Annotated in this window: 27 protein-coding genes and 1 tRNA gene; 9 read left to right on the plus strand and 19 right to left on the minus strand. The window is 64.1% G+C overall.

Going from position 1 to position 23,808, the window contains the following annotated elements:
* Both rplI and WJS89_RS03475 read left to right on the plus strand, forming a co-directional pair.
* On the plus strand, positions 1-723 hold the full coding sequence (rplI, locus tag WJS89_RS03470) for a 50S ribosomal protein L9 (RefSeq protein WP_346339529.1): 723 nt from the start codon (positions 1-3) through the stop codon (positions 721-723).
* Between the two features lie 120 nt (positions 724-843).
* Entirely contained in the window at positions 844-1,020 is a 177-nt protein-coding gene (locus WJS89_RS03475; RefSeq protein WP_346339530.1) for a hypothetical protein, read from the plus strand.
* Between the two features lie 57 nt (positions 1,021-1,077).
* Here the strand turns inward: WJS89_RS03475 and WJS89_RS03480 are convergent, their stop codons facing one another.
* Genes WJS89_RS03480 through WJS89_RS03490 form a run of 3 tightly spaced genes read right to left on the minus strand, consistent with a single transcriptional unit; the run spans position 1,078 to position 2,724 of the window.
* Positions 1,078-1,764: a glutathione S-transferase family protein gene (locus WJS89_RS03480; RefSeq protein ID WP_346339531.1), complete on the minus strand. Its 687-nt coding sequence runs from the start codon at positions 1,762-1,764 to the stop codon at positions 1,078-1,080.
* Positions 1,761-2,228, minus strand: a complete 468-nt coding sequence (locus WJS89_RS03485; protein ID WP_346339532.1) for a cupin domain-containing protein — start codon at positions 2,226-2,228, stop codon at positions 1,761-1,763. Before WJS89_RS03485 ends, WJS89_RS03480 begins: the two co-directional genes overlap by 4 nt.
* A gap of 19 nt (positions 2,229-2,247) precedes the next feature.
* Positions 2,248-2,724: a DUF6456 domain-containing protein gene (locus tag WJS89_RS03490; protein ID WP_431993601.1), complete on the minus strand. Its 477-nt coding sequence runs from the start codon at positions 2,722-2,724 to the stop codon at positions 2,248-2,250.
* Between the two features lie 142 nt (positions 2,725-2,866).
* Here WJS89_RS03490 and WJS89_RS03495 point away from each other — a divergent pair, with 142 nt between their 5' ends.
* Both WJS89_RS03495 and WJS89_RS03500 read left to right on the plus strand, forming a co-directional pair.
* A complete protein-coding gene (locus WJS89_RS03495; protein ID WP_346339533.1) occupies positions 2,867-3,433 on the plus strand; it encodes a helix-turn-helix domain-containing protein in 567 nt (188 codons plus the stop codon).
* A gap of 5 nt (positions 3,434-3,438) precedes the next feature.
* Positions 3,439-4,917 carry a hypothetical protein gene (locus WJS89_RS03500; protein WP_346339534.1) on the plus strand — a complete coding sequence of 493 codons (1,479 nt, stop codon included), beginning with the start codon at positions 3,439-3,441 and terminating at the stop codon, positions 4,915-4,917.
* Here the strand turns inward: WJS89_RS03500 and WJS89_RS03505 are convergent.
* The 4 genes from WJS89_RS03505 to WJS89_RS03520 all read right to left on the minus strand — a co-directional run bounded on the left by WJS89_RS03505 (position 4,901) and on the right by WJS89_RS03520 (position 6,986).
* Positions 4,901-5,335 carry a hypothetical protein gene (locus WJS89_RS03505; RefSeq protein ID WP_346339535.1) on the minus strand — a complete coding sequence of 145 codons (435 nt, stop codon included), beginning with the start codon at positions 5,333-5,335 and terminating at the stop codon, positions 4,901-4,903. The genes WJS89_RS03500 and WJS89_RS03505 overlap by 17 nt on opposite strands.
* A 62-nt stretch (positions 5,336-5,397) precedes the next feature.
* A tRNA-Val gene (locus WJS89_RS03510) sits at positions 5,398-5,473 on the minus strand.
* Between the two features lie 38 nt (positions 5,474-5,511).
* Positions 5,512-6,012 carry a DUF2165 family protein gene (locus tag WJS89_RS03515; protein ID WP_346339536.1) on the minus strand — a complete coding sequence of 167 codons (501 nt, stop codon included), beginning with the start codon at positions 6,010-6,012 and terminating at the stop codon, positions 5,512-5,514.
* A gap of 62 nt (positions 6,013-6,074) precedes the next feature.
* Positions 6,075-6,986 (minus strand): MarR family transcriptional regulator, encoded by a 912-nt coding sequence (locus WJS89_RS03520; protein WP_346339537.1) that lies wholly within the window; start codon positions 6,984-6,986, stop codon positions 6,075-6,077.
* 183 nt (positions 6,987-7,169) lie between these two features.
* Between WJS89_RS03520 and WJS89_RS03525 the strand changes: the two genes are divergently transcribed.
* On the plus strand, positions 7,170-7,466 hold the full coding sequence (locus WJS89_RS03525) for a hypothetical protein (protein ID WP_346339538.1): 297 nt from the start codon (positions 7,170-7,172) through the stop codon (positions 7,464-7,466).
* Here WJS89_RS03525 and cysQ read toward each other — a convergent pair.
* From cysQ to WJS89_RS03560, 7 genes are all read right to left on the minus strand, one after another.
* Positions 7,442-8,248: a 3'(2'),5'-bisphosphate nucleotidase CysQ gene (gene cysQ, locus WJS89_RS03530; protein WP_346339539.1), complete on the minus strand. Its 807-nt coding sequence runs from the start codon at positions 8,246-8,248 to the stop codon at positions 7,442-7,444. The two genes, WJS89_RS03525 and cysQ, sit on opposite strands and share 25 nt — an antisense overlap.
* Positions 8,249-8,346: 98 nt before the next feature.
* Complete coding sequence (locus tag WJS89_RS03535) at positions 8,347-9,126, minus strand: SDR family oxidoreductase (protein WP_346339540.1); 780 nt, start codon at positions 9,124-9,126, stop codon at positions 8,347-8,349.
* A complete protein-coding gene (locus WJS89_RS03540; protein WP_346339541.1) occupies positions 9,123-11,003 on the minus strand; it encodes an acetyl/propionyl/methylcrotonyl-CoA carboxylase subunit alpha in 1,881 nt (626 codons plus the stop codon). The genes WJS89_RS03535 and WJS89_RS03540 overlap by 4 nt, the downstream gene beginning before the upstream one ends.
* A gap of 9 nt (positions 11,004-11,012) precedes the next feature.
* Complete coding sequence (locus tag WJS89_RS03545) at positions 11,013-12,617, minus strand: carboxyl transferase domain-containing protein (RefSeq protein WP_346339542.1); 1,605 nt, start codon at positions 12,615-12,617, stop codon at positions 11,013-11,015.
* Positions 12,614-13,780, minus strand: coding sequence for an isovaleryl-CoA dehydrogenase (locus WJS89_RS03550; protein ID WP_346339543.1), 1,167 nt, complete (start codon positions 13,778-13,780; stop codon positions 12,614-12,616). Before WJS89_RS03550 ends, WJS89_RS03545 begins: the two co-directional genes overlap by 4 nt.
* 44 nt (positions 13,781-13,824) lie before the next feature.
* Entirely contained in the window at positions 13,825-14,247 is a 423-nt protein-coding gene (locus WJS89_RS03555) for a c-type cytochrome (RefSeq protein ID WP_346339544.1), read from the minus strand.
* Between the two features lies 1 nt (position 14,248).
* On the minus strand, positions 14,249-14,497 hold the full coding sequence (locus tag WJS89_RS03560; protein ID WP_346339545.1) for a hypothetical protein: 249 nt from the start codon (positions 14,495-14,497) through the stop codon (positions 14,249-14,251).
* A gap of 136 nt (positions 14,498-14,633) precedes the next feature.
* On the opposite strand from WJS89_RS03560, the gene WJS89_RS03565 reads away from it, so the two are divergent.
* From WJS89_RS03565 to WJS89_RS03575, 3 genes are all read left to right on the plus strand, one after another.
* The gene (locus WJS89_RS03565; protein WP_346339546.1) at positions 14,634-15,812 is read left to right on the plus strand and encodes a thiolase family protein; all 1,179 of its coding nucleotides are present in this window, start codon (positions 14,634-14,636) and stop codon (positions 15,810-15,812) included.
* 2 nt (positions 15,813-15,814) lie between these two features.
* Positions 15,815-16,228: a hypothetical protein gene (locus WJS89_RS03570; protein ID WP_346339547.1), complete on the plus strand. Its 414-nt coding sequence runs from the start codon at positions 15,815-15,817 to the stop codon at positions 16,226-16,228.
* A gap of 75 nt (positions 16,229-16,303) precedes the next feature.
* Complete coding sequence (locus WJS89_RS03575) at positions 16,304-16,771, plus strand: hypothetical protein (RefSeq protein WP_346339548.1); 468 nt, start codon at positions 16,304-16,306, stop codon at positions 16,769-16,771.
* Between the two features lie 18 nt (positions 16,772-16,789).
* Here WJS89_RS03575 and WJS89_RS03580 read toward each other — a convergent pair whose 3' ends face one another.
* From WJS89_RS03580 to WJS89_RS03595, 4 genes are read right to left on the minus strand one after another with little or no spacing between them, the layout of a single operon-like run.
* A complete protein-coding gene (locus WJS89_RS03580) occupies positions 16,790-17,266 on the minus strand; it encodes an SH3 domain-containing protein (protein WP_346339549.1) in 477 nt (158 codons plus the stop codon).
* Complete coding sequence (locus WJS89_RS03585; RefSeq protein ID WP_346339550.1) at positions 17,263-18,669, minus strand: NAD(P)H-dependent flavin oxidoreductase; 1,407 nt, start codon at positions 18,667-18,669, stop codon at positions 17,263-17,265. Before WJS89_RS03585 ends, WJS89_RS03580 begins: the two co-directional genes overlap by 4 nt.
* A 58-nt stretch (positions 18,670-18,727) precedes the next feature.
* Complete coding sequence (nadC, locus tag WJS89_RS03590) at positions 18,728-19,582, minus strand: carboxylating nicotinate-nucleotide diphosphorylase (RefSeq protein WP_346339551.1); 855 nt, start codon at positions 19,580-19,582, stop codon at positions 18,728-18,730.
* Complete coding sequence (locus WJS89_RS03595) at positions 19,579-20,469, minus strand: metallophosphoesterase family protein (protein ID WP_346339552.1); 891 nt, start codon at positions 20,467-20,469, stop codon at positions 19,579-19,581. Before WJS89_RS03595 ends, nadC begins: the two co-directional genes overlap by 4 nt.
* Positions 20,470-20,524: 55 nt before the next feature.
* Between WJS89_RS03595 and WJS89_RS03600 the strand changes: the two genes are divergently transcribed.
* Positions 20,525-21,592, plus strand: a complete 1,068-nt coding sequence (locus WJS89_RS03600) for a phosphotransferase family protein (protein WP_346339553.1) — start codon at positions 20,525-20,527, stop codon at positions 21,590-21,592.
* A 4-nt stretch (positions 21,593-21,596) separates the two neighbouring features.
* Here the strand turns inward: WJS89_RS03600 and WJS89_RS03605 are convergent, their stop codons facing one another.
* Entirely contained in the window at positions 21,597-23,771 is a 2,175-nt protein-coding gene (locus WJS89_RS03605; protein ID WP_346339554.1) for a M3 family metallopeptidase, read from the minus strand.
* Positions 23,772-23,808: the final 37 nt, after the last annotated feature.

Raw genomic sequence — 23,808 nt, forward strand, 5'->3', positions numbered from 1 at the left:
ATGGACGTGATCCTGCTTGAACGCGTCGAGAAGCTCGGCGCCATCGGCGACGTCGTTACCGTCAAGAACGGTTATGCGCGCAACTATCTGCTTCCCAACAAGAAGGCCCTTCGCGCCAATGCCGCGAACAAGGCCGTCTTCGAGGCGAACCGCGAGCGCATCGAAAAGGAAAATGCCGAGAAGCGCGATGTCGCTGCGGACGAAGGCAAGAAGATGGACGGCACCGAACTGGTGATGATCCGTCAGGCTTCGAACACCGGCCAGCTCTACGGCTCGGTCGCCACCCGCGACGTCGTTTCCGGCATGGACGAGAAGGGCTTCAAGGTCGAGAAGAGCCAGGTTCAGCTCGTTCGCCCGATCAAGGCCATCGGCATGCATGACGTCAATATCGTCCTGCACCCCGAAGTGACTGTGGTCGTGAAGGCGAATGTCGCGCGTAGCCCGGAAGAAGCCGAGCTGCAGAGCCAGGGCATCGACATCATCCAGCAGATGTACGAGGAAGAGCAGGCAGAACTGCGCTCGACCGCGATCGAAGCTGGCGTGGACGAAGAAGCCGTTCTCGAGCCGGGCGAAGTCGTCAACGAGGAAGGCGAGATCGAAGTCGCCGAGGGTGTCGAGGAACATCCCCTCAAGGGCACCGCCGACGAGCTTCCTACCGAGGAAGAAGTCGCCGAAGCGACGGGCGAGGAAGACACCGCCGAAGACAAGAGCGAAGAAGAGTAAGCCCCTCTTTTCTCATGGCTTATCGAATTGGGCCGCTCGGGAAACCGGGCGGCTCTTTTCGTATCGGCTTGGAACGCCTCCCCCGCCCCTCCCGTTGGTAGGGCAAGAAGGAGACAATTGATGAGCGATACCAAGGACAACAGCCGGCTCGAGAAAGACCCCAAGCCCGAAAGCTATTCGGAAAAGGCGCGCATCGAAGCGATGGACAGCGACAATTTCGACCCTGTGAAATATCAGGAAAAAGGACAGGGCAAGCCCGAAAAGGGCCTCAAGGCGAACCTTGAAGAAGAAGAATAGGCTCTTCTGAAGACCCGATTAAGGGGCGGCGACCGGACTGCGGTTGCCGCCCTTTTCTTATGCCGCGCCCAACCGTCCCGCGACCTTGTGACCGATCTTGGCGAAGAAGCCCTGCTCGTGCGCGATCGAGTTGGCAAAGGAGGGACGCGAAGCCATCGCCTTTGTCCACGCATCCAGACGCGGATAGGCAGTCCAGTCGATCGCCGCATTGGCATGGTCGAGATTGACGAAGGGGCTGGCGACGGCGAGATCGGCGATCGTCAGCGTGTTACCGATCAGAAAGCCGTCGACGTCAGGCACGCGCTCTTCGAGAAAGTCCAAGACGCGAGGCAGATCCTCGGCCTCGGCGCGGTCGGCCATTGCCGCGTCGCCCTCGCGCTTCAGGAAGAGCGGCGCGACGATGCGGTTGAAGAACAGCTTGCGCCCGACTGCGAACAATTCGGTATCGCCATATTCGTCCCACCATACCGCACGCCCGCGCGCCTGCGGGTCGGCGGGGAGCAAGGCGGGGCCGTCGTATCGGGCGTCGAGATAATGGAGGATCGCGCTGGAATCGGCGAGGCCATAGTCACCATCGAGGATCGCGGGCATCTTGCCGAGCGGGCTTGCACGTCGAAAATCAGGGTCGGGGTCCTGGAAGCCGACTGTCTTCAGCTTGAAGTCGACGCCTTTCTCGATCGCGCCGGCAATTACCTTGCGCACGAATGGCGACATGCTCGCCCCGAAGATGGTGATCTGGCTCATTTTACTCGCTCGCTGCTGTATCGCGTACCGTCTTTACGAGCATAACCTTCTGCGTCGAAGATCATGTCGATATCGGAATACTCCCCAGCATCTTCCTCGCGGCTGCCTGCACTAATCGCAACGAAGAAACAGGGGCTGTCCGATCGATTGTGGAGGCGATGGCCGTTCGGGACGCCGGCGGGAAAGGCTAGCACGTCGCCCGGGCCGACCGGCGTCTCCCCCTCATCGTCTATCAACACGGCCGAACCTTCCAGAAACACGACTATTTCGTCCTGCACCGCGTGCCAATGACGCTGCGAGGAATAGGCACCGGGGTCGAGCCGGACATGACTGGCGCCAAGCTTCTTCAGCCCGGTCACCGGCGCGAGGCGCTTGTACCAGCGCCCTTCAACGTCGGCGTCGAAAGGCGGCGGATAGCCCGTCGCATTGGTCGCCTCGATGGCGTCGAGATCGATCTTGGGCATGTCGGGCTCCTATGGCGCGCTACTCGATGCGGTAATAAGCCGCGACGCGGTCGAGGGCCAGCGTGAGGACGAGTTTGCCCGAGCGGGCGGGCCAGCCAAGCGCGGTTTCGGCCTCCCGCATCCCCTCGCCCGCACAGACGACGCGCCAGAGAATGTCGGACAGACCCGGGCCCGCATGATCGATCGCTGCCTCGAAGCGCGCCTTGGCATCGAGCTGCGCGCCCGTGAGATCGGGCGCGGACGAACCGCCGCCGCGGCTTCGGGAAACGGGAGCGGCGTCCCACGCCATGGTCGTGCGCTGCGACAGTTGCGCGCGCTCGTAATCGTTGCGCAGTCGCTCCCCCGCCAGATAGTGCCGCTCCTCGATATGACCGCGCGACCGCAGCCAACCGAGGGGACTTTCGAGGCGGTTGACGGTCACGCTCCGCCGCGAAGGCTTGCCGCCTACGGTGTCGCCGTGGATACCGACCTCTTCGAGCAATCGGGGGTCTGCCAACTTCGCCCGCTTCTCCGTCTGTGTTGCCCTACACTCACCCATCTGCATCTCCTCACCTGATCCGAATCAACCAAAAAGGCTCTTGCCATGTCGGCACGGCTGTAGGACAGAGAAAAACCGATATGGTTCAAGGGAGGGAAGAATGCAGTCACGGATCCGCGATGTCCGCCGCGCCAAGGGCCTGACTTTGGCCGAAGTCGCCGAGCGCTGCGACCCGCCGACGACCGCGCAGACGATCGGCCGCCTCGAAACCGGAACGCGCACGCTGTCGCTCGGCTGGGTCAATCGCATCGCGAGTGCGCTGGGCGTCGACAGCAGCGAACTGGTCGCGCATGCCGACGTGCAGGACGCCGGCGTCGACGCGCTACTCGACGGCAACGGAACCGCCAAGGCACCCACTCGGCGCACGCTCGCCCTGCCTCCGCAGCCGCGTGACGACACGGTGGTGGTGCGCGTGGTCGCCGGCGTGGGTGACTATCGGGCGGGCGACGACATCTGGTGCAAACGGCTGGAGTCCGACGCGATCGGCGCGGCGATGAACCGCGACGTTCTCGTCCCGCGACCTGCCGGGCGCTACCTGTTCGGGCGACTGATCGACCGGCAGGACGGCCAGCTCCTCATCCTCCCCCCCGGCCCCGGCAGCCGCCAGAGCGTGGTCAAGGACCCGGCATGGGTCGCCGTCGCCGAAACGCTCGTGCGGACGCTGTAGACACGATGCAGGGGGTACAGGGGCAGAAGTCCGAACGCCCGATCCTTATCGTCGGCGCGGCGCTGATCGCGCTTGCGTTCGTCGCGCGGCCGGCGTTGGAGGAACCCTATTGGCACCAGAGCTGGTGGGTGAACTGGAGTTGGCTCGACCAGTTCGCGCGGCAGGTTTTCGCGGGGGATCTTTATCCCCGCTGGCTCAATGAAAGCCATGGCGGGCTGGGCGCACCGAGCTTCTATTATTATCCACCCCTCGCCTTCTTCCTCGCCTTGCCACTCAAGGCAGGGGGGTTGTCGACCGACCAGGCGCTCGTCGGTGTCAATGCGCTGGTTGTCTTTCTCGCGGCCTTGTGCGCTCATGCTTGGTTCCGTGCGGCAGGGCGGCGGGCGCTGCTTCCCGCTTTGCTTTATGCAAGTGCCCCCTTCTTCGCCTTCGACATCCTGTTTCGCGGCGCATTGGCCGAATTGCTGGCTTATGCGGTTCTACCGCTCGTGGGGCTCGGCATTTTGCGCACGCACCGAGACGGTGATCTCGTGACGGGCGCGGTCGCGGTGGCCTTACTGCTGTTCAGCCACCTCCTGATCGCGATGCTGGCGATCCTGTTTCTCGCCATCCCCTATGCGTTGTCGCTGAGCCGTGCGCCGCGCGATGTGATGCGCATGATCGCGCCGTTCGTCGTCGGCCTGTTGATCGCGGCGGTCTTCGTCGTGCCCGCCATTGCGCTCGAGGGCGAGCGGAGCACGCAGGTCTTGTGGGGGCGCACGTACTTCAGTCCGGCCTATTGGAACCTCGTTTTTCGCGAAAAAGGGCCGTTCATCGCGCCGCTGCTCGGCATCATCACCCTGTCGGGCGTCAGCGCACTTGCGATGTTCTGGATGACACGGTCGTGGACGAGCGCGTTGGCGCTCGTCGTGGCAATCGCCTCGAGCGGGATCGTGCCGCTATTCGACGTGCCGCTGCTCGACCGCGTGCAATTTCCGTTTCGCGCGGCGGGCTTCGTGCCGCTCTGGCTGTGTTTCTCGCTCGCGGTCGCCGACAAGGCGGGACCCAAGCTAGTCGCAGCGGCCGCGCTCGGGCATTTCATGCTGCCCGTGCTGGCGGTGGTTGACACGCGCGAAAAGACGCTCCCGCGCGACTTCGTGATCGATAACCATGCCGATGTGGTGGAGATGCTGCCCCCCGGTACAATCAAGCCCGGCTGGAGCGGAAACGGGCGCTACGATGCGGTTGCGGTGCGGCGCTTTGCCGAGGCCGATGCGCAGGTGGCGCCGCGTTACTGGTTTCCCATTTGGCAGAGTGTTTGCGACGGCAGGCGCGCGCCGGCGGTGAAGGACGACAGCGGACTCATCCGACTGCCCGCCGCCGACTGCACGATCGAACGGCGCACTCTTGGCGTAGAGTGGCTTTCGTGGGGGCTCACGCTGCTCGGTCTAGTGCTGCTGCTCATCGCTTGGCGCTGGCGACGGCACCTTACTCGTCGAGGGTGAAACGGGCCCGACCCGCCTCGCCAAGCGGACCGAGCCGGTCGGTATGGGCATCGCCATAGCTCCAGCCGCGATACGCCTCATCGCGCAGGCGATCGAAGCGGATCTGGAGCAGCGTGAAGAGGCCTGCGCAGAAAAGCCCGACGGAAATCCAGCCAACATATTCAGGCGTGATGAAGAGCTTCAGCACCGCCGTCACGGGGATCAACGGAAAGCCTCCTAGCAGTGCGTAGATGAGGACAGTCGCCATCACCTTCCTGAAGCTCTCCTCGACATAGTCCTTTCGGTCCGCAGCGGTGACCGCGATCGGCGGGCCGAGGCGGTCGTTGACGAACAACAGACGGTCGCCCTCGCGGGTGAACTGCGCTTCGAGACGGTTCTTGATATAAGCGATCGCGCCGGCTGCGTTCATGACCATCATCTTGCTCCTTCCGGCAAGAAGCCTACCGCCGAAGCGTTAAGATCTGGGATGCGCAGCGCGCCTGGTGGGCGGTGACGGGCTCGAACCGCCGACCCTCTCGGTGTAAACGAGATGCTCTACCAACTGAGCTAACCGCCCAGACGCGCCGAGGCTCCTGCCCCAGATAGCACCCACGATCAAGTCGCCTTGCGACGTTCCGGCGCCATCAGAAGAAGAATGATGAGAGCACTCGACGCCCCGTAGATGAACGCGCCGTTCATCGCGTTGCCGCCCGCCTCATACTGCCACATCTGCGCGCCCGCACTGGCGAGACAAAGAAAGAGGCCGAACCAGCACAAAACCAACAGGCCAAGACCGCTCGCTGCCACATCGCGCATCTTCTCGCGCCGTTCGGGCTGCTCGTCTCGCGCCGTCAGCATACCCGCGGCGCCTCCGATCGCGATCGCTCCGCCGACGATCTCGAGGAATACGATCCCGATCAGAACGACAATTATCAGCCATGGGGACTCGACGGCCGGGACTAGCGACTGGGAATATATCGCGTTTTGCGATTGGCCGAGAACGAGCCCGACGAATCCCGCCGCAGCCTCGAAGTTCAATATGTTGTGAATACCGTACAGAAGCCCCTGCAGCCCTCCGAACAACACGATCATTGGCTTGATATAGATTGAAAACATGGATTGCCCCCTTGCAATGGATCAATCCTGACATTGCGTCATAGTCGGCGCAAGGGGCCCGTTCAGATGGCGAGACGCGGAGCGAGTTTGGCGAAGTAGGCGCGTAGCGCACTGCTGGCCTGCTGAGAAAATTCGACAAAGACACGGCGGCCGTCGTGGGGATCGGAGCGGCGCAGGAAGATTTTCTTGTCGGTCAAGGTCTTCATCCAGCGCAGCGCGGTCGTCGGCGGGACGGCGGCCGCCATGCAGAGCGAACTGACCGGAACGCGATGCTGCGCAACCTCGGCAGCGAGAAGGTCGAGCATCATGTCCCATGCGGGATCGTGAAACAGATCGGCATCGAAATAGTCGGCGCGAAGACGTCGCGCGCGGATCAGCGAGCGGACAGTCTCGACATCGAGATCGGCATCGGGATCGGCGGGCGTGACCGGTCCCTGCGGCGCGGGACCGGCCTGGTACCCCCCGTCGCTCATCCGCGCGAGCGCGGCGGCAATCCGTTGGACTTCATCGGACAAGCGGCGCAAGGCTTCCGGATCATTCGCGCCTGCCTCCGCAGCACGCGCACCCTCGGCGCCCTGCGCGGCGAGCATCGACAGCGCGCTCGCCCGCGTGACCTCGTCAGGAGCGACGACGAGATCGACGTGATTGCCGACGACCGAACTGACGGGGTCGAGCAGCGCGGCGGGCATGGCGATCGTGCTTGCGAATTCACCGCTGTCGGAACGGGCGTCGAAGGCCATCAGCCAATGGTCGAGTGCCGTGCCCGGATCCTCGTCCAGCTCGATCCAGACAGGACGGTGGCCAAGCTTGTCGACGGTAATATCCTGCCAGCGATGCCGGTCGACGACTTCGATCCCGAGGCGCTCGATGAACGCGCCGACCCGCGCGAGTTGATCGTCACTGTCGGCGACGAGGTCGATCGCGGGCGGTAGCAGCGGCTCGGTGCCCGCCGCGAAACTGGATTGCCGGTTCATGGTAACGCTCGTCCCCCACATTACTTAGGCAGCCGGCGGGCCATGCCCGACCGGACCGTACAAGGTTCCGAGCGACGCAGACGCTAGCGCCGCAGGGCACGCATCGCCAGTCCTAATCCCGATCGATCCGGATCGGACTAGTGTGAAACTCTTGGTGAATCCTCTTTCGGCTAGAGTCTGGTCATGCCGCAGAAGCCACAGACCGCCCGGCGCGCCGTGGAACGCGCTCGCCGCCTCGCCGACCTCGATGCCGTTCTCGGCAAATGTCGGACGTTGCTCCAGCGTGCCGAGGGGGGCGACAAGGTCATCATGCTTCTCGAGCGGATCGAGCGGGCGCAGCGTGAGGTCGACCGCCTACGCGGCCTGGGGACGTCACGTCCGGTCGAACCCGCAACACAGCAGGCCCTCACGCGCCAGTTGGCGCACTGGACGGAAAACGTCCGAGAAACGATCGCTCAGGAGCCAGGCGGGTCGAAATAGGCTTCAATCGGCACTTGGCCCGGGCGCGTCGCCGCGAGAAAGCCGGGGTTGAAAAACTTGCGCTTCCCATAAGCGAGCGGCCGTCCGTCAGGGCCATCGACCTGCCCGCCCGCAGCCGACAGGATGGCATGGCCCGCCGCCGTGTCCCATTCGCAGGTTGGCGACAGTCGGGGATAGATGTCGGCGCGACCCTCGGCGAGAAGGCAGAATTTGAGGCTCGAGCCGATCCCGGTCCGCTGGAAGCCCGATCGCATTGTCGCCTCGAGGTAGGCGAGGGTCGATGCGCTTAGATGCGATTTGGACGTCACGGCGACGGGCAAATCGGGCCATGCGCGCACCGCCATGGCATCGCGGCCACCTTCCGTCTCGCGCCATGCCCCCTGCCCCACACGCCCGGCAAACAATTGTCCCGTTGCGGGCACCTGGATGACACCGAGGGTCGGCACGCCTTGCTCGATCAGTCCGATGTTGACCGTATAATCATCCCCGCCACGCACGAATTCCTTCGTTCCGTCGAGCGGATCGACGAGAAAGAATGTGTCGCCATGCGCGGGAATGTGGCCGGCTGCCGCCTGCTCCTCGGCAATGACGGGAACGCCCGGTGCGTGTCGGCCCAGCGCGTCGAGGATAACGGCCTCGGCCGCGCGGTCGGCGCGGGTGACGGGGCTGTCGTCGCCCTTGCGCTCGACATCGAACCCTTCGCGGACCACGCGCAGGATCGCATCAGCAGCCTCGCGAGCGGCGGCGGCAAGCTGGTCGGCAAGAGTGGCGTTGGCGATCAAATCCGTGTGTCCTGAGGTTGTCGAACGACCGCCCTGTTTGGCAGTCGACGGGAGAGCGGTCCTTCGACTTCGCTCAGAACGAACGAAGATGGGGTCGCTTAACGCGGCGCCATGCGGATGCCGCCGTCGAGGCGAATGCTTTCGGCGTTCAAATATGTCGTCTGCGCGATGAAGGCGGCGAGTTCGGCATATTCCTCCGCCGTGCCGAGCCGTTTGGGGAACGGCACCTGTTCGGCCAGCGCGGTCTGAACCTTGTCCGGCATCATCGCGACCATCGGGGTCTTGAACACGCCCGGAAGGATGGTGTTGACGCGGATACCGTCGCCCATGAGGTCGCGCGCGATGGGAAGCGCCATGGCGAGCACGCCGCCCTTGGAAGCGCTATACGCCGCCTGCCCGATCTGCCCGTCTTCTGCGGCCACGGACGCAGTATTGATGATGCAGCCGCGCTCGCCATCGTCGAGCGGGTCGAGGCCGACCATGCCGTGCGCCGAATGGGCGATGCAGCGGAACGAGCCGATGAGGTTGATGTTGATGGCCAGCTCGAACTGGATCATCGGATAGAGCGTCCGCTCCTCGGTTTCCTTGTTCTTGCCGACCGTCTTGGCGGCGTTGGCGACGCCCGCGCAATTGACGAGGATCCGCTCCTGACCGTTGGCGGCGCGTGCTTTCTCGAACCCGGCTTTCACGGCGTCGTCGCTGGTGACGTCCACATCGCAGAAGGTCCCGCCGATGTCGGACGCGACCTTCTCGCCCGCATCGCCGTTGCGGTCGAAGATGGCGACCTTCGCGCCCATCGACGACAATTTGCGGGCGGTGGCTTCACCGAGACCCGACGCGCCGCCTGTAACGACTGCTGCTACTCCATCGACGTTCATTCGCTTTTCTCCACTGTTGCGAGCAGCGTGTCGACAGCGACCTGCTGCCCTGCGCTTGCGTTCAATTCGGTGACCGTCCCATCAAAGGGTGCGGTCAGTGCATGTTCCATCTTCATCGCTTCGAGCGTGAGAAGCCGGTCGCCTGCCGCGACGGACTGGCCCTCTTCAACCGCGACGCTCGTCACCTTGCCCGGCATCGGCGCGACGATGGCGCCGTCGCCTGCTGCCGCACCCGCGCCGGGGCGTGTCGTCAGCGCGAATTCGAACGCATTGCCCGCCGAGAACAGCACGACCCGCTCGTCATCGCGGAAACCCGAAGCGGGGAGCGTAATGCCCTCGTCTGCGAGGTCGATCGTTCGCGTCTCACCGTCATGGCCCAGCGCCACCGCGGCGCGCGGGTCGGCGTTGAGGCGGAAACCGGCCAGCGGATCGGGTTCTTCTTCCGCCATCGCGATCATCGCGGCGGTACGCCATTCCGCCTCGACAGGCCCGCATCCGGGGATCAGATCGTCTTCGTGCTCGGCGATGAAGCCGGTATCGAGATTGGCGGCAATGAAATCATCGTGCGTGAGGGCGCGCAGCAGGAAGGCCGCGTTCGATTTGACGGGCCAGATCTCGAGCCGCGCGATCATGCCCGCGAGCGTATCGATGGCGGCGTCGCGATCCTCGCCGCGCGCGACGAGTTTGGCGATCATCGGGTCGTAGTGCGGGCTGATCCTGTCGCCCTCCTCGACGCCCGTCTCGATGCGCTTGCGGCGTTTTCCGCGCCACTGGTTACGACCGAGATCAAAATGGTCGAGGCGGCCGGTCGAGGGCAAAAACCCCGTCGCTGGATCCTCGGCATAGAGGCGGGCTTCGATGGCGTGACCGTTGATGACGAGTTCGTCCTGCGCGAGCGGGATGGGTTCGCCTGCGGCGACCCGGAGTTGCCATTCGACCAGGTCGACGCCGGTGATCTCTTCGGTCACCGGATGTTCGACCTGAAGGCGCGTATTCATTTCCATAAAGTAGATGCGGTCGGCGCGAAGGCCCTCGGAGGCATCGGCGATGAATTCCACCGTTCCCGCGCCCTCGTAGTCGACCGCTTGTCCGGCGCGCACGGCGGCGGCGCAGACTTCTGCGCGGGTCTCTTCGCTCATTCCCGGTGCGGGAGCTTCCTCGATCACTTTCTGGTGCCGGCGCTGGAGCGAGCAGTCGCGCTCGAACAGGTGGACGACCGTACCATGACTGTCGCCGAACAGCTGCACTTCGATGTGGCGCGGGTTGGTGATCCATTTCTCAAGAATGACGACGTCGTTGCCGAAGCTCGCGGTCGCTTCGCGCTTCACGCTGTCGAGTGCGTCGGCAAAGTCCTTCGCGTCCTCGACCTTGCGCATGCCCTTGCCGCCGCCTCCCGCGACGGCCTTGATGAGGACAGGGTAGCCAATGGCGTCGGCTTCTGATGCGAGCCGCTCGGCCGACTGATCCTCGCCGAGGTAGCCGGGCGTCACGGGCACGCCCGCGTCGGCCATCAGTTTCTTGGCGGCATCCTTCAGCCCCATGTCGCGGATGCTCTGCGGCCTGGGGCCGACCCATATCAGCCCGGTGTCGATCACCGCCTGCGCGAAGTCCGCATTTTCCGACAGGAAGCCGTAGCCGGGGTGGATCGCCTCGGCGCCTGTCTCCTGCGCCGCCGCGATGATTTTGTCGCCCTTCAGATAGCTCTCCGCGCTGGCGGCGGGGCCGATGCAGACGGCTTCGTCCGCCATGCGCACGTGCAGCGCGTTGGCATCGGCCTCGGAGTAAACCGCGACGCAGCGAATGCCCATCTTCTGCGCGGTGCGCATGACCCGGCAGGCGATTTCGCCGCGGTTGGCGATGAGGAGGGTATCGAACATGGTCACCTTCTACATCCGGAACACGCCGAATTTCGGCTGGTCGTCGATGGGGGCGTTGAGGCAGGCTTCGAACGCCAGACCAAGCACGTCGCGGGTTTGTGCGGGGTCGATGATGCCGTCGTCCCAAAGCCGCGCGGTGGCGTACCAGGGGTTGCCCTCGTCCTCGTATTTCTGGCGGATGGGAGCCTTGAACTCCTCTGCCTCTTCCTCGCTCCAGTTGTCGGCATCGCGGTGGACGGTGCCGAGGACACTGGCCGCCTGTTCGCCGCCCATCACGCTGATGCGGCTGTTGGGCCAGGTGAAGAGGAAGTCGGGCGAGTAGGCGCGACCCGCCATACCGTAATTGCCCGCCCCGAAGCTGCCGCCGATGAGCACAGTGACCTTGGGAACTTGGGCAGTGGCGACGGCGGTAACGAGCTTGGCACCATGCTTTGCGATCCCCTCCGCCTCATATTTGCCGCCGACCATGAAGCCCGAGACGTTCTGGAGGAAGAGGAGCGGCACTTTGCGCTCGGCCGCCAGCTCGATGAAATGCGCGCCCTTCATGGCGGCCTCGGAGAAGATCACGCCATTGTTGGCGAGGATCGCGACGGGCATTCCGTGGATGTGCGCGAAGCCGCAGACGAGCGTGTTGCCGTAGAGCGGCTTGAACTCGTGGAATTCGCTCGCATCGACGATCCGCGCGATGACTTCGTGCACGTCGTAAGGGGCGCGCACGTCTTCGGGGATGATCGAATAGAGTTCTTCGGGGTCGAACTTGGGCGGGCGCGGTTCGCGATAATTGAGATCGGTGTTCGCGTCCGGCTGGGGCAACGTCGAAACGATATCGCGCACGATGGTCAGTGCATGCTCGTCATTCTCGGCGAGATGATCGACGACCCCGCTCGTCTTGGCGTGCAGCCCGCCGCCGCCCAGATCCTCGGCGCTGATCTCTTCGCCCGTCGCGGCCTTCACCAGCGGCGGTCCGGCGAGGAAGATGGTGCCCTGCTCCTTCACGATGACGCTTTCATCGCTCATCGCGGGGACATAAGCGCCGCCCGCGGTGCAGCTGCCCATGACGCAGGCAATCTGCGGGATGCCTTTCGCGCTCATGTTCGCCTGGTTGAAGAAGATGCGCCCGAAATGGTCGCGGTCAGGGAAGACTTCGGCCTGGTGCGGCAGGTTCGCGCCGCCAGAGTCCACCAGATAGATGCACGGAAGCCGCAACTTCTGCGCGATTTCCTGCGCGCGCAGATGCTTCTTCACCGTCATCGGATAATAGGTGCCGCCCTTCACGGTGGCATCGTTGCAGGCGATCATCACCTGCCGCCCGTCGACCTGCCCGATGCCCGCGATCATGCCCGCGCCCGGGATGTCGTCCTTGTACATGTCGTACGCGGCGAGCTGGCCAATTTCGAGGAAGGGCGAGCCGGGATCGAGAAGGCGTTGGACCCGCTCACGGGGAAGCAGCTTGCCGCGCCCCACATGCCGCTCGCGCGAGCCTTCGGAACCACCGAGCGCGGCCTTGGCGACATCGTCGCGCAGGCGCTGGACGAGCGCGCGGTTATGCTCGGCGCGACCTTTGGCTTCCTCGCCGTCGAGGTCGATCTGGCTTTTGAGGGTAGGAGCGCTCAAGCCCCCGCCCCCACCAGCTCGCGGCCGATCAGCATGCGGCGGATCTCGTTCGTCCCCGCGCCGATGTCGAGCAATTTGGCGTCGCGCAGGTAGCGTTCGACCGGCCAGTCCTTGGTGTAGCCCGCGCCGCCCAGCGCCTGCACCGCCTCGCCCGCGACCTTGAAGGCGCTTTCGCTCGCCAGCAGGATCGCGCCCGCCGCGTCGAAGCGGGTGGTCTTGTCGGCATCGCAGTTGCGCGCGACGGTATAGACGTAGGCACGCGCGGAATTGAGCGCGACATACATGTCGGCGATCTTGGCCTGCATCAGCTGGAACGAGCCGATGGGCGTCCCGAACTGCTTTCGCTCGCGCACATAGGGCAGGACCGTGTCGAGACAGGCCTGCATGATCCCCAACTGGATCCCCGCCAGCACCGTGCGCTCATAATCGAGCCCGCTCATCAGCACCGCGACCCCGCCGTTCTCGGGGCCCATGATTCGATCTTCGGGGACGAAGCAATCGTTGAAGACAAGTTCGGCGGTGGGCGACCCGCGCATCCCCATCTTGTCGAGCTTCTGGCCGATCGAGAAACCCTCGTCGTCCTTTTCAATGAGGAAGGTCGTAATGCCGCGCGATCCCTCCCCCGTTTTCGCGTAGACGACGAGCGTGTCGGCGTAAGCGCCGTTGGTGATCCAGAATTTGGTGCCGTTGAGCTTATAGCCCCCGTCGACCTTCTCGGCCTTCAGCTTCATGCTGACCACGTCGCTGCCCGCATTGGCCTCGCTCATCGCGAGCGCGCCGACATGCTCGCCCGAAATGAGGGGAGCGAGATACTTTTCCTTTTGCGCAGCCGACCCCCATTTGGCGATCTGGTTGATGCACAGGTTCGTGTGCGCGCCATAGGAGAGGCCCACGCTGGCCGAGGCGCGCGCGATCTCTTCTTGTGCGACGACATGTTCGAGATAGCCGAGCCCCAAGCCGCCATCGTCTTCGGAAACGGTGATGCCGTGCAGGCCCAATTCGCCCATCTGCGGCCACAGCTCGCTGGGGAAGCGGTCCTCGCGGTCGATCTCTTCGGCCAGCGGCGCGATCTTGTCCTGGGCGAAGCGCTGGGTGGTCTCGCGAATCTGGTCGGCCATCTCGCCGAGCATGAAGTCGAGGGCGGGTTCGTTGCTCACGGTCATGTCTCTCCTGTTCGCTTGGCCGCGTAGCAGGAGAGGAAGCGGGCTTACAAGCCGGGTTCGGCCTCGAGCGTCGGGCGCGGCTGACCGCGATGGCAGGTCGCGCAATTGACGCGGTTGCGGTCCATGTCGGTCATCGAGGCGAAGGGCTCGCCAGGCAGATGCTCGCTCTCGTTGATCATCATCGTCAGCCGCATCATCGCGCGCGCCTGGTTTTTGGCGGGCTTGGCATCGCTGGCGAAATCGTAGGTCGACAATGGCGCACCTTCCTCGCCGACATGGCAATGCGAACAGCGCACGCCCAGGGCGTCGGTGAAGTGGCTCATGACCGCCATCACCTCAGCGGGCGGCGTCTGCGGGTCGAGGACCTCCGCATTCTCCATCATTTCCTTGTGCTCGGGATGCGCAGACGCGGCCACGGCAAAGGAGGCGCCGGCGATCGCCAGCGCCGTGATAGGGAGAAATTTCATCCTAGAGGAAGGGGGTGGGCGCGCCACCGAGCGAGCAGCGCTGCGTCACGATATTGCGGCGACAGTCGTTGACCTTGCGGCGATCGGGCTTGCGATCCGCCTTCTTGGGTCGGTCCTCGGCATTGTCGTCGTCATCGTCCTTGGGGTCGCGTGCCTGCACCGCAGCCTGTCCGCCACTCAGCATCGCGCTCGAGGCGATGGCCATGGGAGGTTCGGCCGCCAAAGCCGCTGCTGCAAGCAATTCGATCATCGCATTCGTCCCCTTACGCTACGCTGCAATCGTCGCGCCGTGCCACCACCCTGACGAACCAAGCTTAACGCACGATTGATAGCGCTGGCTCGTAACCCTATGTGGATCGCGAACCGTCATACACGAGGAGCCGCAAATGAGCCAGACCGTAATCCTATCCTATGCCCGCACACCGATGGGTTCGATGCAGGGCGCCTTGTCCGGTGCAACCGCGACCGAATTGGGGGCCACCGCGGTCAAGGCGGCGGTCGATCGCGCGGGCGTTGCGGGCGAGGACATCGACCGCATCTACATGGGATGCGTGCTCCCCGCCGGGCTCGGTCAGGCACCGGCGCGGCAGGCGGCCTTGAAGGCGGGTCTGCCCAAGAGCGTTCAGGCGACCACCGTCAACAAGGTCTGCGGCTCGGGCATGCAGACGGTCATTCAGGCCGACGAGGCGATCCGTGCGGGTAATGCCACCACGATCATTGCGGGCGGCATGGAGAGCATGACCAACGCGCCCTACCTCCTCAAGAAGCATCGCTCGGGCGCACGCATCGGGCATGACACGGCCTACGACCATATGTTCCTCGACGGGCTGGAAGATGCCTACGAGGAAGGCAAGGCGATGGGCGCCTTCGCGCAGGACACCGCCAACGACTATCAGTTGACGCGCGAAAATATGGACGATTACGCCATCGAAAGCCTCGCCCGCGCCCAGCGTGCGATCGCCGAGGGCGATTTCGACGACGAGGTGGTGCCGGTGACGATTTCCGACCGCAAGGGCGAGACGGTCGTCGACAAGGACGAGGCACCCAGCCGCGGCAATCCCGACAAGATCCCGCAGCTGCGCCCCGCCTTCGCCAAGGACGGCACCATCACCGCCGCCACCAGCTCGAGCATTTCCGACGGCGCCGCTGCGGTCGTCGTCACCAGCGCCGAGGCCGCTTCGGCCGCGGGGAAGACGCCGGTCGCGCATATCGTCGCCACCGCCGCCCACGCGCAGGCACCCGAGGAATTCACCATCGCCCCCATCGGCGCCATCCAGAAGTGCCTCGATAAGGCCGGCTGGAGCGTCGACGATGTCGACCTGTGGGAAGTGAACGAAGCCTTCGCTTGCGTCGCCATGTTCGCGATGAAGGACCTCGGCATCCCGCACGACAAGATCAACGTCAACGGCGGCGGCACCGCGCTGGGTCATCCCATCGGCGCCAGCGGTACGCGCATCCTCGTGACCCTGCTCGCCGCGCTCAAAAATCGCGGCCTCAAGAAAGGCGTCGCGAGCCTGTGCATCGGCGGCGGGGAAGCGACTGCCATCGCGGTGGAGATGGCGTAAGAATGCGGCTTGTTTCGATTGCCGCGGGTGCGATGGCGCTCGCGGCATGTGGCTCCGCCAGCGAGGAGGCGGATGCGGCGACGACATCGGTCGAGCGTGACGGAGCGGTCACATGGCCCGATGCTTCGACCCCTGCGCCCTCACCCCTCCATGACGCCGCCGACATCCTCGAACCCGGCGAATGGGAACTCACGGCCCCGGGAGGTCAGCGTGCCAGACTGACCGTCGAACGGGGCAATCGCTGGTCGGGGATCGACGTCGGCGGCCATCGGCGCACTGGGACGATCGCGATGATCGAGGGCAAGCTGTGCCTCACCGAAAGCAACGACGACCAGCTCTGCTTCACGCGCGACGCCACTGGCTGGATCATCAAAGACGATCGGACGCCTGGCGCGCGGCTGCAACGCAAGACCTGACCGCGCGCCGCGCAGGCCGTATTGGCACCTACCCCGCACTGGCGCGTTGAAGCGCGACACGAAGGGGAAACCATTATGAACAAATCGATCCTGTTCGCCGCGCCGCTGGCGCTCGCGCTTGCCGCCTGCGGCGGCAACGACGTCGACGCGCCCGAAGGCGAGAATGTCGACATCACGGTCGCCGAGAACGGCGAAGTCGCACTCGGCAACGAGACGTCGGCCGTCGCGGGAACGCCCTATGCGGACACCGCTTGGGAATATCTCGGTAACGACGGCACGACGATTACCACCTCGCTCCGAAGCGACGGCTCCTATCAAGATAGTGGCGGTGGCGAGGTGCGCGACCAGGGAACCTGGTCCTGGAAGGATGGCCAGGTCTGCTACGACAGCGTGATGGAGAACGATAACGACCAGTGCTGGGACGGTCCGCCCCAGCCGATCGCTGTCGGACAGAGCTATGTCACCAACTCCGAGACCGGCATGACCATGGAAATGAAGCGCGTCCGCTATGCGCCGGTCGCCAAGGAAGCGCCCGGGACCTGAGGCATCGGGGGCGAAGCGCTATTCGAGCGTTTCGCCCTCGTCGAGCCCCCATAGTCGGGATTGCGCGATCCAGCCTTCGCGTTCGCCGAAGGAGATGCGGCACGAGGTGCCGTTGCATTCCGCCAGCCTCCCGACCGCGCCCGGCTCGGCCCGGTAGCGCACGGGACTCTTGATGCTGACCGTCGCGCGCACGTCGACGAGTTCGTCGCCCGTTACAATCGCGGTCCGGCGTTCGGTGAGGAGCGCGACCGACATCCAGCCGGTCTCCCCGTCGGGATCCTCGATCTTGCGCCAATTGTCGTAGCGCTGGACAATTTTCACCGGCAGGTCGCGGCGCTGGTAGAGCCAAGTGCCGGGATAAGTGCGCCCCGGCCCCGTCCGCATCATCGCCTCGCCCGAACTGATCGAGGCCCAGTAAGGCACCTCTCGTTCGTCCTGCGCCGAGGCGGAGGTGGCGAGCAACAGCGCCGCGATCAGGGCGAAGAAGCGGATCATGCGCCGGTCAGGATCCGGTCAACAAGCTGGCCGACGGTCGGCACGAAGCCGTTCGAGTAGAAAGGATCCTGCTTGAAGCGGTAGGCGGCGTGTCCGGCGAACATCAAATTCTCGTCGACCGGCCCACCATGTGCGATGTCCTGCAGCGTCTTCTGGATGCAGAAGGAACGCGGGTCGGCGAGGCGCCCCGTCGTGTTCTTCTCGTTGTCCGCCCAGCTCGAGAAGCTGCACTGCGACAGACAGCCCATGCAGTCGGCCTGATCCTTGCGGATCATGTCACGCTCTTCCTCGCTCGCAAAGACAAGCGTGTCGGCGGGCGTCTTCATCGCCTCGGTGTGACCTGCCGCGTGCCATTCGCGCGCCTTTTGAAGGTCGGCCTTCGTCACCCAATATTGCTTGCGGCCCTTGATGCCGACATCGAGCGCGAACTGGTGGTCGCCTTCCTGCTCCTTGGTAAACGGGATCTGCCGCTCCGAGCGCGCTTCCAGACTGCGCAGGAAGGGATTGCGCACGGCGCTCGAATAGAAACCCGTCGGCGAGAATTTGTGGAGAAGGACGTCGCCCTCTTCCAGTTCCATCAGCCGCGCCTTCCATTCGGGCGGGATCGGACTTTCCTGCGTCAGCAGCGGTCGCGTACCGAACTGGAAGGCGATCGGCCCCAGTTCGTCATTCTCGATCCAGTCGTTCCACTCGTCGAGACGCCACACGCCGCCTGCCATCACGATCGGCACTTCGGGCGTGCCGGCATCGCGCATCATTTGCCTGAGTTCGGCGACCCGCGGATAAGGATCCTGCGGCTTTCTCGGATCCTCGGCATTGGACAGGCCGTTGTGCCCGCCCGCAAGCCAAGGATCTTCGTAGACGACCGCACCCAATCCCTCGGGATGCTTGGAATAGGCGCGTTTCCACAGCGCACGAAACGCGCGCCCCGAAGACACGATGGGCAGATATTTGACGCCGTGCTCGCGCGCGATTTCGGACAGGCGGTAAGGCATCCCCGCGCCGCAGGTGACGCCGTCGACCATCTCCGCACAATTATCGAGCAGGCCTTCGAGCACGCGCTCGGCGCCGCCCATTTCCCACAGGACGTTGACGTTGATCGCGCCCTTGCCGTCGGCCATCTCGTAAGCCTTCGTGACCTGCGCGGTGGCGCCGTCGATGGCGTATTGGACGAGTTCTTCGTGGCGCCCGCGGCGGGTCATTTCCTCGTAGACCTGCGGGATGATGCGACCTTCGGGATCGTAGCTGTCGGCGTTGACCGCGCTGACCGTTCCGATGCCGCCTGCTGCCGCCCATGCACCCGAGGAGGCATGGTTGGTCGCGCTGACCCCCTTGCCGCCTTCGATCAGCGGCCAGACGGATTTGCCGTTATACTCAATCTTGGAAAGACCCTTGAACGTCACTTGTGTCTCCTGAAGTTGGAGACGCTATAGCAGCCGCTCGCGCTGCCACAATGGCGCCTTAATCCGTCAGTGCAAAATCCAGCCCGATATCGACCGCCGGCGCGCCCATGGTGATCTTGCTCGTGGAGATGAAGTCAACGCCCGTCTCGGCCACCGCGCGGATGGTCGTGAGGTCGATCCCGCCCGAGGCTTCCAGCGGCACGCGCCCGTTCACGAGCGCAACGGCTTCGCGCAGCACATCGGGCGGCATATTGTCGAGCAACAGGCGGTTAGCGCCTGCTGCAAGCGCGGGTTCGATCTGGTCAATCCGATCGACCTCGACTTGCACGTCGAGCCCGTGGTCAGCCTTTGCGGCCCCGCTGACGGTCGCGGAAATATCGCCCTCGTTCACCGCGATATGATTGTCCTTGATGAGCAAGCCGTCATCCATCCGCAGTCGGTGGTTGGACGCACCGCCCATGAGCGAGGCATATTTCGACAGAGCGCGCAGGCCCGGAATGGTCTTGCGCGTGTCGAGCACGACCGCACCGGTACCCTCGATCGCATCGGCATAGCGCCGCGCCATGGTGGCGATGCCGCAAAGGACCTGCAGCGTGTTGAGGGCGGAGCGTTCGGCGGCGAGCATCGCGCGCGCATTGCCGGTGAGCGTCATGAGATCGCGCCCCGCCTCGACCTTCTCGCCGTCTTCGACCAAGAGCTCGATCTCGACCTCGGGATCGAGATGGCGGAAAAACGCGGCGGCAACGTCCAGTCCCGCGACGACGATCTCCTCGCGCGTGTCCATGACCGCCTCGAACATGGCGTCGTCGGGCAATGTGGAAGCCGACGTCACATCGCCCCCTGCCCCCAGATCTTCCTGCAGCGTCAGGTCGACGAAACGGTCGATGTCGAACCCGTCCAACGGATCGCTCATATCTTCGTCTTTCCTTCCGCCGCGCGCGCGACTTCGGCGACGAGGCCCATCGCATTGGCGCTGGTCGGCTGCCAATGCGCCTCGTCATGCTCGCGCGTGTAATGATGCTGGCGGCGCTCGACGAAACTGTCTCCGTCCCAGCCGATCACCGTGATGACGCAATTGAAGCGGTCGGCCTCGATGAGATTGAAGCTGGCGGGCTCGATCTTGATACGGGTCGAGAAGGCCGTGCCCGCCTGGATCGCAAGCGCACTGCCGTCGCCCTTGGGCAGGTCCAGCGTCCGATGCACCGAACTCGTGTGATTGTGACCGGTCAGAATGAGATCGATGCCGCAATCGTCGGTCGCGCTGACGGCGGCGACCTGGTTCTGGACCGCATCGCCCAGTTTCTCGCCGCGCGGCAGTTTCCACAGCGGGTGATGGCAGGTCAGGATGCGCAGGGCATTGGGCGAGGCCGCACCGAACTTCTCGCGCATCAATTCGATCTGGCTGTTCGAAATCTTGCCGTTCTTGATGACGAGGCCGCGCGCAGTGTTGAGGCCGAGGATCGCGATTCCCTCGTCCTCGATCCATGGATTCAAGTCCTCGCCATACTCGCCCATGTGCTTGACGTAATCGGCGACCGGCCGCGTGAAGCGCTTCACCAGGTCGAAGCTCGGAACGTCGTGATTGCCCGGCACCACGATGAGATTGTGTCCCCGCTCCTCGATCTTCTCGAGCCAAAGGCGCGCCAGGCGATATTCCTCGGGGTCGTTCCACTGTGTCAGGTCGCCCGCGACGATCAGATAATCGGCGTGCGTGTCGGCGATATATTGCTCGCAGGCCGCGACCAGATGCTCCTCGTGGATCCCGAAATGGACGTCGGACAGGTGTAGGATGCGATGCATGCGCTGATAATGCTCCGGCCTTTGCGATTGTTCAGCCTTTGGGTAGGCAGGCGTCATGGATCGCACAACCGCCAACACGGGCACCGCTCCCGTCTCCGAACGTCTCGCCTTTGACGAGACTGCCCTCGCCGAGTGGATGGGCACGCATGTCGAAGGCTTCGAGGGACCGCTGAGGGTCGAACAATTCAAGGGTGGCCAATCCAATCCCACCTATAAGCTGACGACGCCGCGAGCGGCCTATGTGCTGCGCCGCAAACCGCCGGGCAAACTGCTGCCGGGTGCGCATGCGGTCGAGCGCGAATATAAGGTCATGAGTGCGCTTGGCGAGCAGGGCTTTCCCGCACCGCGCACCTACGAGCTGGAGGAGGATGCGGACGTGATCGGAACGCCCTTCTTCGTCATGGACATGGTACCGGGGCGGATCGTGTGGGAAGCGCATTTTCCGGGCATCGAAAATCGCGCGGCGCACTTCGATGCGATGAACGCGACGATCGCGCAGCTCCATTCCTACGACCCCGCCGAGATCGGTTTCGGCGGCTACGGCAAGGGCGAGGCCTTCGTCGCACGGCAGTTGAAGCGCTGGTCCGAGCAGTATCTCGGCGACGCCGCGGCAGGCCGTGTCGATGCGATGGACAGGCTCGTCGACTGGCTCCAATCCAACGCGCCCGATCGCTCCGGCGAACCCGTCCGAGTCATTCACGGCGACTTTCGCTGCGACAACATGATCTTCGCGCCCGACGCTGCGCGTGTCGATGCCGTGCTCGACTGGGAGCTATCGACCTTGGGCGATCCCGGCGCGGACTTCGCCTATCATCTGCTGATGTACCGGATGCCGAGCGCGGGCAGCTTCACCGGCCTGCTCGGGCGCGATCTCGACGATCTCGGGATTCCTAGCGAAGCCGATTATGTCGACGCCTACTGCGCACGAACCGGCCGCGAAGGACTGGCCGATCTCGACTATCTCATCGTCTACAACATGTTCCGGCTGGCCGCGATCGTCCACGGCATCAAGGGACGTGTGGCGCGCGGAAACGCATCGAGCGCCCACGCGGTGGAAACCGCGAAGGCGCTCGAACCGCTCGCAGAGCTCGCCTGGGGCAATGCCCAGGCGGCCCGGCTATAAGTCTCTAGTTCGATCCCCCGACCGGAAAACCGCGACGGCGCAGCAGCGCATCGACGTCCGGGTCGCGACCACGGAAGGCACGATAGGCCTCGGCGCGATCGGTCGCATTGCCGGTCATGAGAATGTTGCGCATGAAGCGTTCGGCAACCTCGGGGTCGTACGGATTGCCCGTTTCGGCAAAGGCCTCCCACGTGTCCGCATCCATCGTCTCCGACCACAGGTAGCTGTAATAGCCCGCCGAATAGGCGTCGGACGAGAAGAGGTGATTGAACTGCGGGAGACGGTGACGCATCACGGTCGCGTCGGGCATCCCGATTTCTGCCAGTGCCTGCCGCTCGAATGCGTCGACATCGACGTCGCCATCGGGGTCCATGTGCAGCTTCATGTCGACGAGCGCCGAGGACAGATACTGCACCGTCGAGAAGCCTTCGTTGAAGGTCGCGCTCGCCTCGATCTTGTCGAGCAACGATTGCGGCATCGGCTCGCCGGTCTCGTAATGCTTCGCAAAGCGGGTGAGCACCGGCTCGGTCAGCAGCCAATTCTCGTTCACCTGCGAAGGATATTCGACGAAGTCGCGCTGGTTGCCCGTAAGGCTCGGATAATCGACGTCGACCAGCATGTAATGGATCGCATGGCCGAATTCGTGCCAGAGCGTCTGCGCATCATCGAGGCTGATGAGCACCGGTTCGCCCGGCTGCGGCTTGTTGAAATTGTTGTTGTTGGAGAACAGACCCGGCTCGTCGCCTTCCAGCTTGGTGCCGATGCGGAAACTGTTCATCCACGCGCCCGAACGCTTGCCGTCTCGCGCGTAGGTATCGAAGTAGAACAGCCCGATATTCTCGCCCGTGCGCTTGTTGTTCACCTCGAAGGTGCGGATGTCGGGATGATAGACCGGCACCGCGCCCGTGTTTTCGGTCATGGTGATGCCGTAGAGCTGCTCGGCCGACCAGATCATGCCGGCGACCATGTTGTTCAATTCGAAATAGGGCTTCAGCTCGTCGGCGCTGAGGTCGTACTTATCCTTGCGGACCATCTCCTGATAATAGCGGTAGTCCCACGGCTCGATCTCGGTCACGCCGTCCTTGCGCGCGAAGACGAGCATGTCCTCGACTTCTTCATCGACGCGCGCGACTGCGGCGGGCCAGACCTTCATCATCAGGTCCATCGCGTTGGCGGGCGTGCCGGCCATCGTGTCCTGCATCCGCCAGTGAGCGTGGCTCTCATAGCCGAGCAGGTCGGCGCGCTGGGCGCGGACCTTCACGATATCGGCGATCACCTGGTTGGTGTCGTTGGCATCGCCATTGTCGCCGCGCCCGACGAACTTGCGCCAGATCTTCTCGCGGAACGCACGGTCCTTCGCGTAGCTCAGGACTGGATCGACCATCGAGCGCGTATTCTTGATCGCGTAGGCCGCATCGCTCGCATCGGCGGCCGCCGCGGCAGCGCTCATCACGTCGGCGGGAACGCCCTGCATCTCATCGAGGCTCGCGTAGGTCACGACATTCTCGTCGGCCAGAACCTTGGCGGAGAAGTCGCTGAACAGCTCGGCGAGCTGCGCATTGTAAGCCGAAAGCTGCGCCTTGCCCGCGGCGTCCAGTTCGGCGCCGTTACGGACGTAGCTTTCATAACGGCGCTCGAGCACGCGCATCTGCTGGCTCGTCAGCCCGAGGCTCTGGCGGTTGTCGTGGAGCGTCTTGATGCGCTGGAAGAGCGCGTCGTTGAGCGTCACCTTGTCATAGGCAGCGGACAGCTTCGGGCTCCACTCCTTGTCGACCGACTGGACTTCGGGCGTCGAGATATTGCTCGAATAGACGCTGAAGACCGACTGGACGCGGCCCAGCTTCTCGCCGGACAGCTCCAGCGCGTCGATCGTATTGGCGAAAGTCGGCGCGGCGGGATTGTCGGCGATCGATTCGACTTCGGCGAGATAGTCGGCGATGGCGACTTCATAGGCCTCGTCGAACATCGAGACGTCGTAATCCTGCCACTGGGGAACGCCGCCGTAAGGGCCTTCCCATTCCTGCAGGAGCGGGTTCGAGACCACCGCCTGCGCGGCCTGGTTGTCGGCGGCAGCAGCGGCCATGGCGGCTGCCGTGGCGATGGCGTCATCCTCGCCCATGGTGCCACAGGCGGTCAGCGCGAGGCTCGCGGCACTCGCGAACAAAATCTTCTTGGTCATACGGTATCATTTCCTTCGGCAAATCGATTGCGTTGAC

The sequence above is a fragment of the Sphingomicrobium aquimarinum genome (genome assembly GCF_039655735.1).
GTDB lineage: Bacteria > Pseudomonadota > Alphaproteobacteria > Sphingomonadales > Sphingomonadaceae > Sphingomicrobium > Sphingomicrobium aquimarinum.

Excerpts from the sequence above, each read along its gene's own strand:
- WJS89_RS03580 (WP_346339549.1), bottom strand. The coding sequence starts at position 17,266 with ATGATCCGCTTCTTCGCCCTGATCGCGGCGCTGTTGCTCGCCACCTCC.
- WJS89_RS03570 (WP_346339547.1), top strand. The coding sequence starts at position 15,815 with ATGCGGCTTGTTTCGATTGCCGCGGGTGCGATGGCGCTCGCGGCATGT.
- nadC (WP_346339551.1), bottom strand. The coding sequence starts at position 19,582 with ATGAGCGATCCGTTGGACGGGTTCGACATCGACCGTTTCGTCGACCTG.
- WJS89_RS03550 (WP_346339543.1), bottom strand. The coding sequence starts at position 13,780 with ATGACCGTGAGCAACGAACCCGCCCTCGACTTCATGCTCGGCGAGATG.
- WJS89_RS03595 (WP_346339552.1), bottom strand. The coding sequence starts at position 20,469 with ATGCATCGCATCCTACACCTGTCCGACGTCCATTTCGGGATCCACGAG.
- WJS89_RS03560 (WP_346339545.1), bottom strand. The coding sequence starts at position 14,497 with ATGATCGAATTGCTTGCAGCAGCGGCTTTGGCGGCCGAACCTCCCATG.
- WJS89_RS03575 (WP_346339548.1), top strand. The coding sequence starts at position 16,304 with ATGAACAAATCGATCCTGTTCGCCGCGCCGCTGGCGCTCGCGCTTGCC.
- WJS89_RS03600 (WP_346339553.1), top strand. The coding sequence starts at position 20,525 with ATGGATCGCACAACCGCCAACACGGGCACCGCTCCCGTCTCCGAACGT.
- WJS89_RS03605 (WP_346339554.1), bottom strand. The coding sequence starts at position 23,771 with ATGACCAAGAAGATTTTGTTCGCGAGTGCCGCGAGCCTCGCGCTGACC.
- WJS89_RS03565 (WP_346339546.1), top strand. The coding sequence starts at position 14,634 with ATGAGCCAGACCGTAATCCTATCCTATGCCCGCACACCGATGGGTTCG.
- WJS89_RS03480 (WP_346339531.1), bottom strand. The coding sequence starts at position 1,764 with ATGAGCCAGATCACCATCTTCGGGGCGAGCATGTCGCCATTCGTGCGC.
- WJS89_RS03485 (WP_346339532.1), bottom strand. The coding sequence starts at position 2,228 with ATGCCCAAGATCGATCTCGACGCCATCGAGGCGACCAATGCGACGGGC.
- WJS89_RS03515 (WP_346339536.1), bottom strand. The coding sequence starts at position 6,012 with ATGTTTTCAATCTATATCAAGCCAATGATCGTGTTGTTCGGAGGGCTG.
- WJS89_RS03520 (WP_346339537.1), bottom strand. The coding sequence starts at position 6,986 with ATGAACCGGCAATCCAGTTTCGCGGCGGGCACCGAGCCGCTGCTACCG.
- WJS89_RS03540 (WP_346339541.1), bottom strand. The coding sequence starts at position 11,003 with ATGTTCGATACCCTCCTCATCGCCAACCGCGGCGAAATCGCCTGCCGG.
- rplI (WP_346339529.1), top strand. The coding sequence starts at position 1 with ATGGACGTGATCCTGCTTGAACGCGTCGAGAAGCTCGGCGCCATCGGC.
- WJS89_RS03525 (WP_346339538.1), top strand. The coding sequence starts at position 7,170 with ATGCCGCAGAAGCCACAGACCGCCCGGCGCGCCGTGGAACGCGCTCGC.
- WJS89_RS03505 (WP_346339535.1), bottom strand. The coding sequence starts at position 5,335 with ATGATGGTCATGAACGCAGCCGGCGCGATCGCTTATATCAAGAACCGT.
- WJS89_RS03495 (WP_346339533.1), top strand. The coding sequence starts at position 2,867 with ATGCAGTCACGGATCCGCGATGTCCGCCGCGCCAAGGGCCTGACTTTG.
- WJS89_RS03555 (WP_346339544.1), bottom strand. The coding sequence starts at position 14,247 with ATGAAATTTCTCCCTATCACGGCGCTGGCGATCGCCGGCGCCTCCTTT.
- WJS89_RS03500 (WP_346339534.1), top strand. The coding sequence starts at position 3,439 with ATGCAGGGGGTACAGGGGCAGAAGTCCGAACGCCCGATCCTTATCGTC.
- WJS89_RS03475 (WP_346339530.1), top strand. The coding sequence starts at position 844 with ATGAGCGATACCAAGGACAACAGCCGGCTCGAGAAAGACCCCAAGCCC.
- WJS89_RS03535 (WP_346339540.1), bottom strand. The coding sequence starts at position 9,126 with ATGAACGTCGATGGAGTAGCAGCAGTCGTTACAGGCGGCGCGTCGGGT.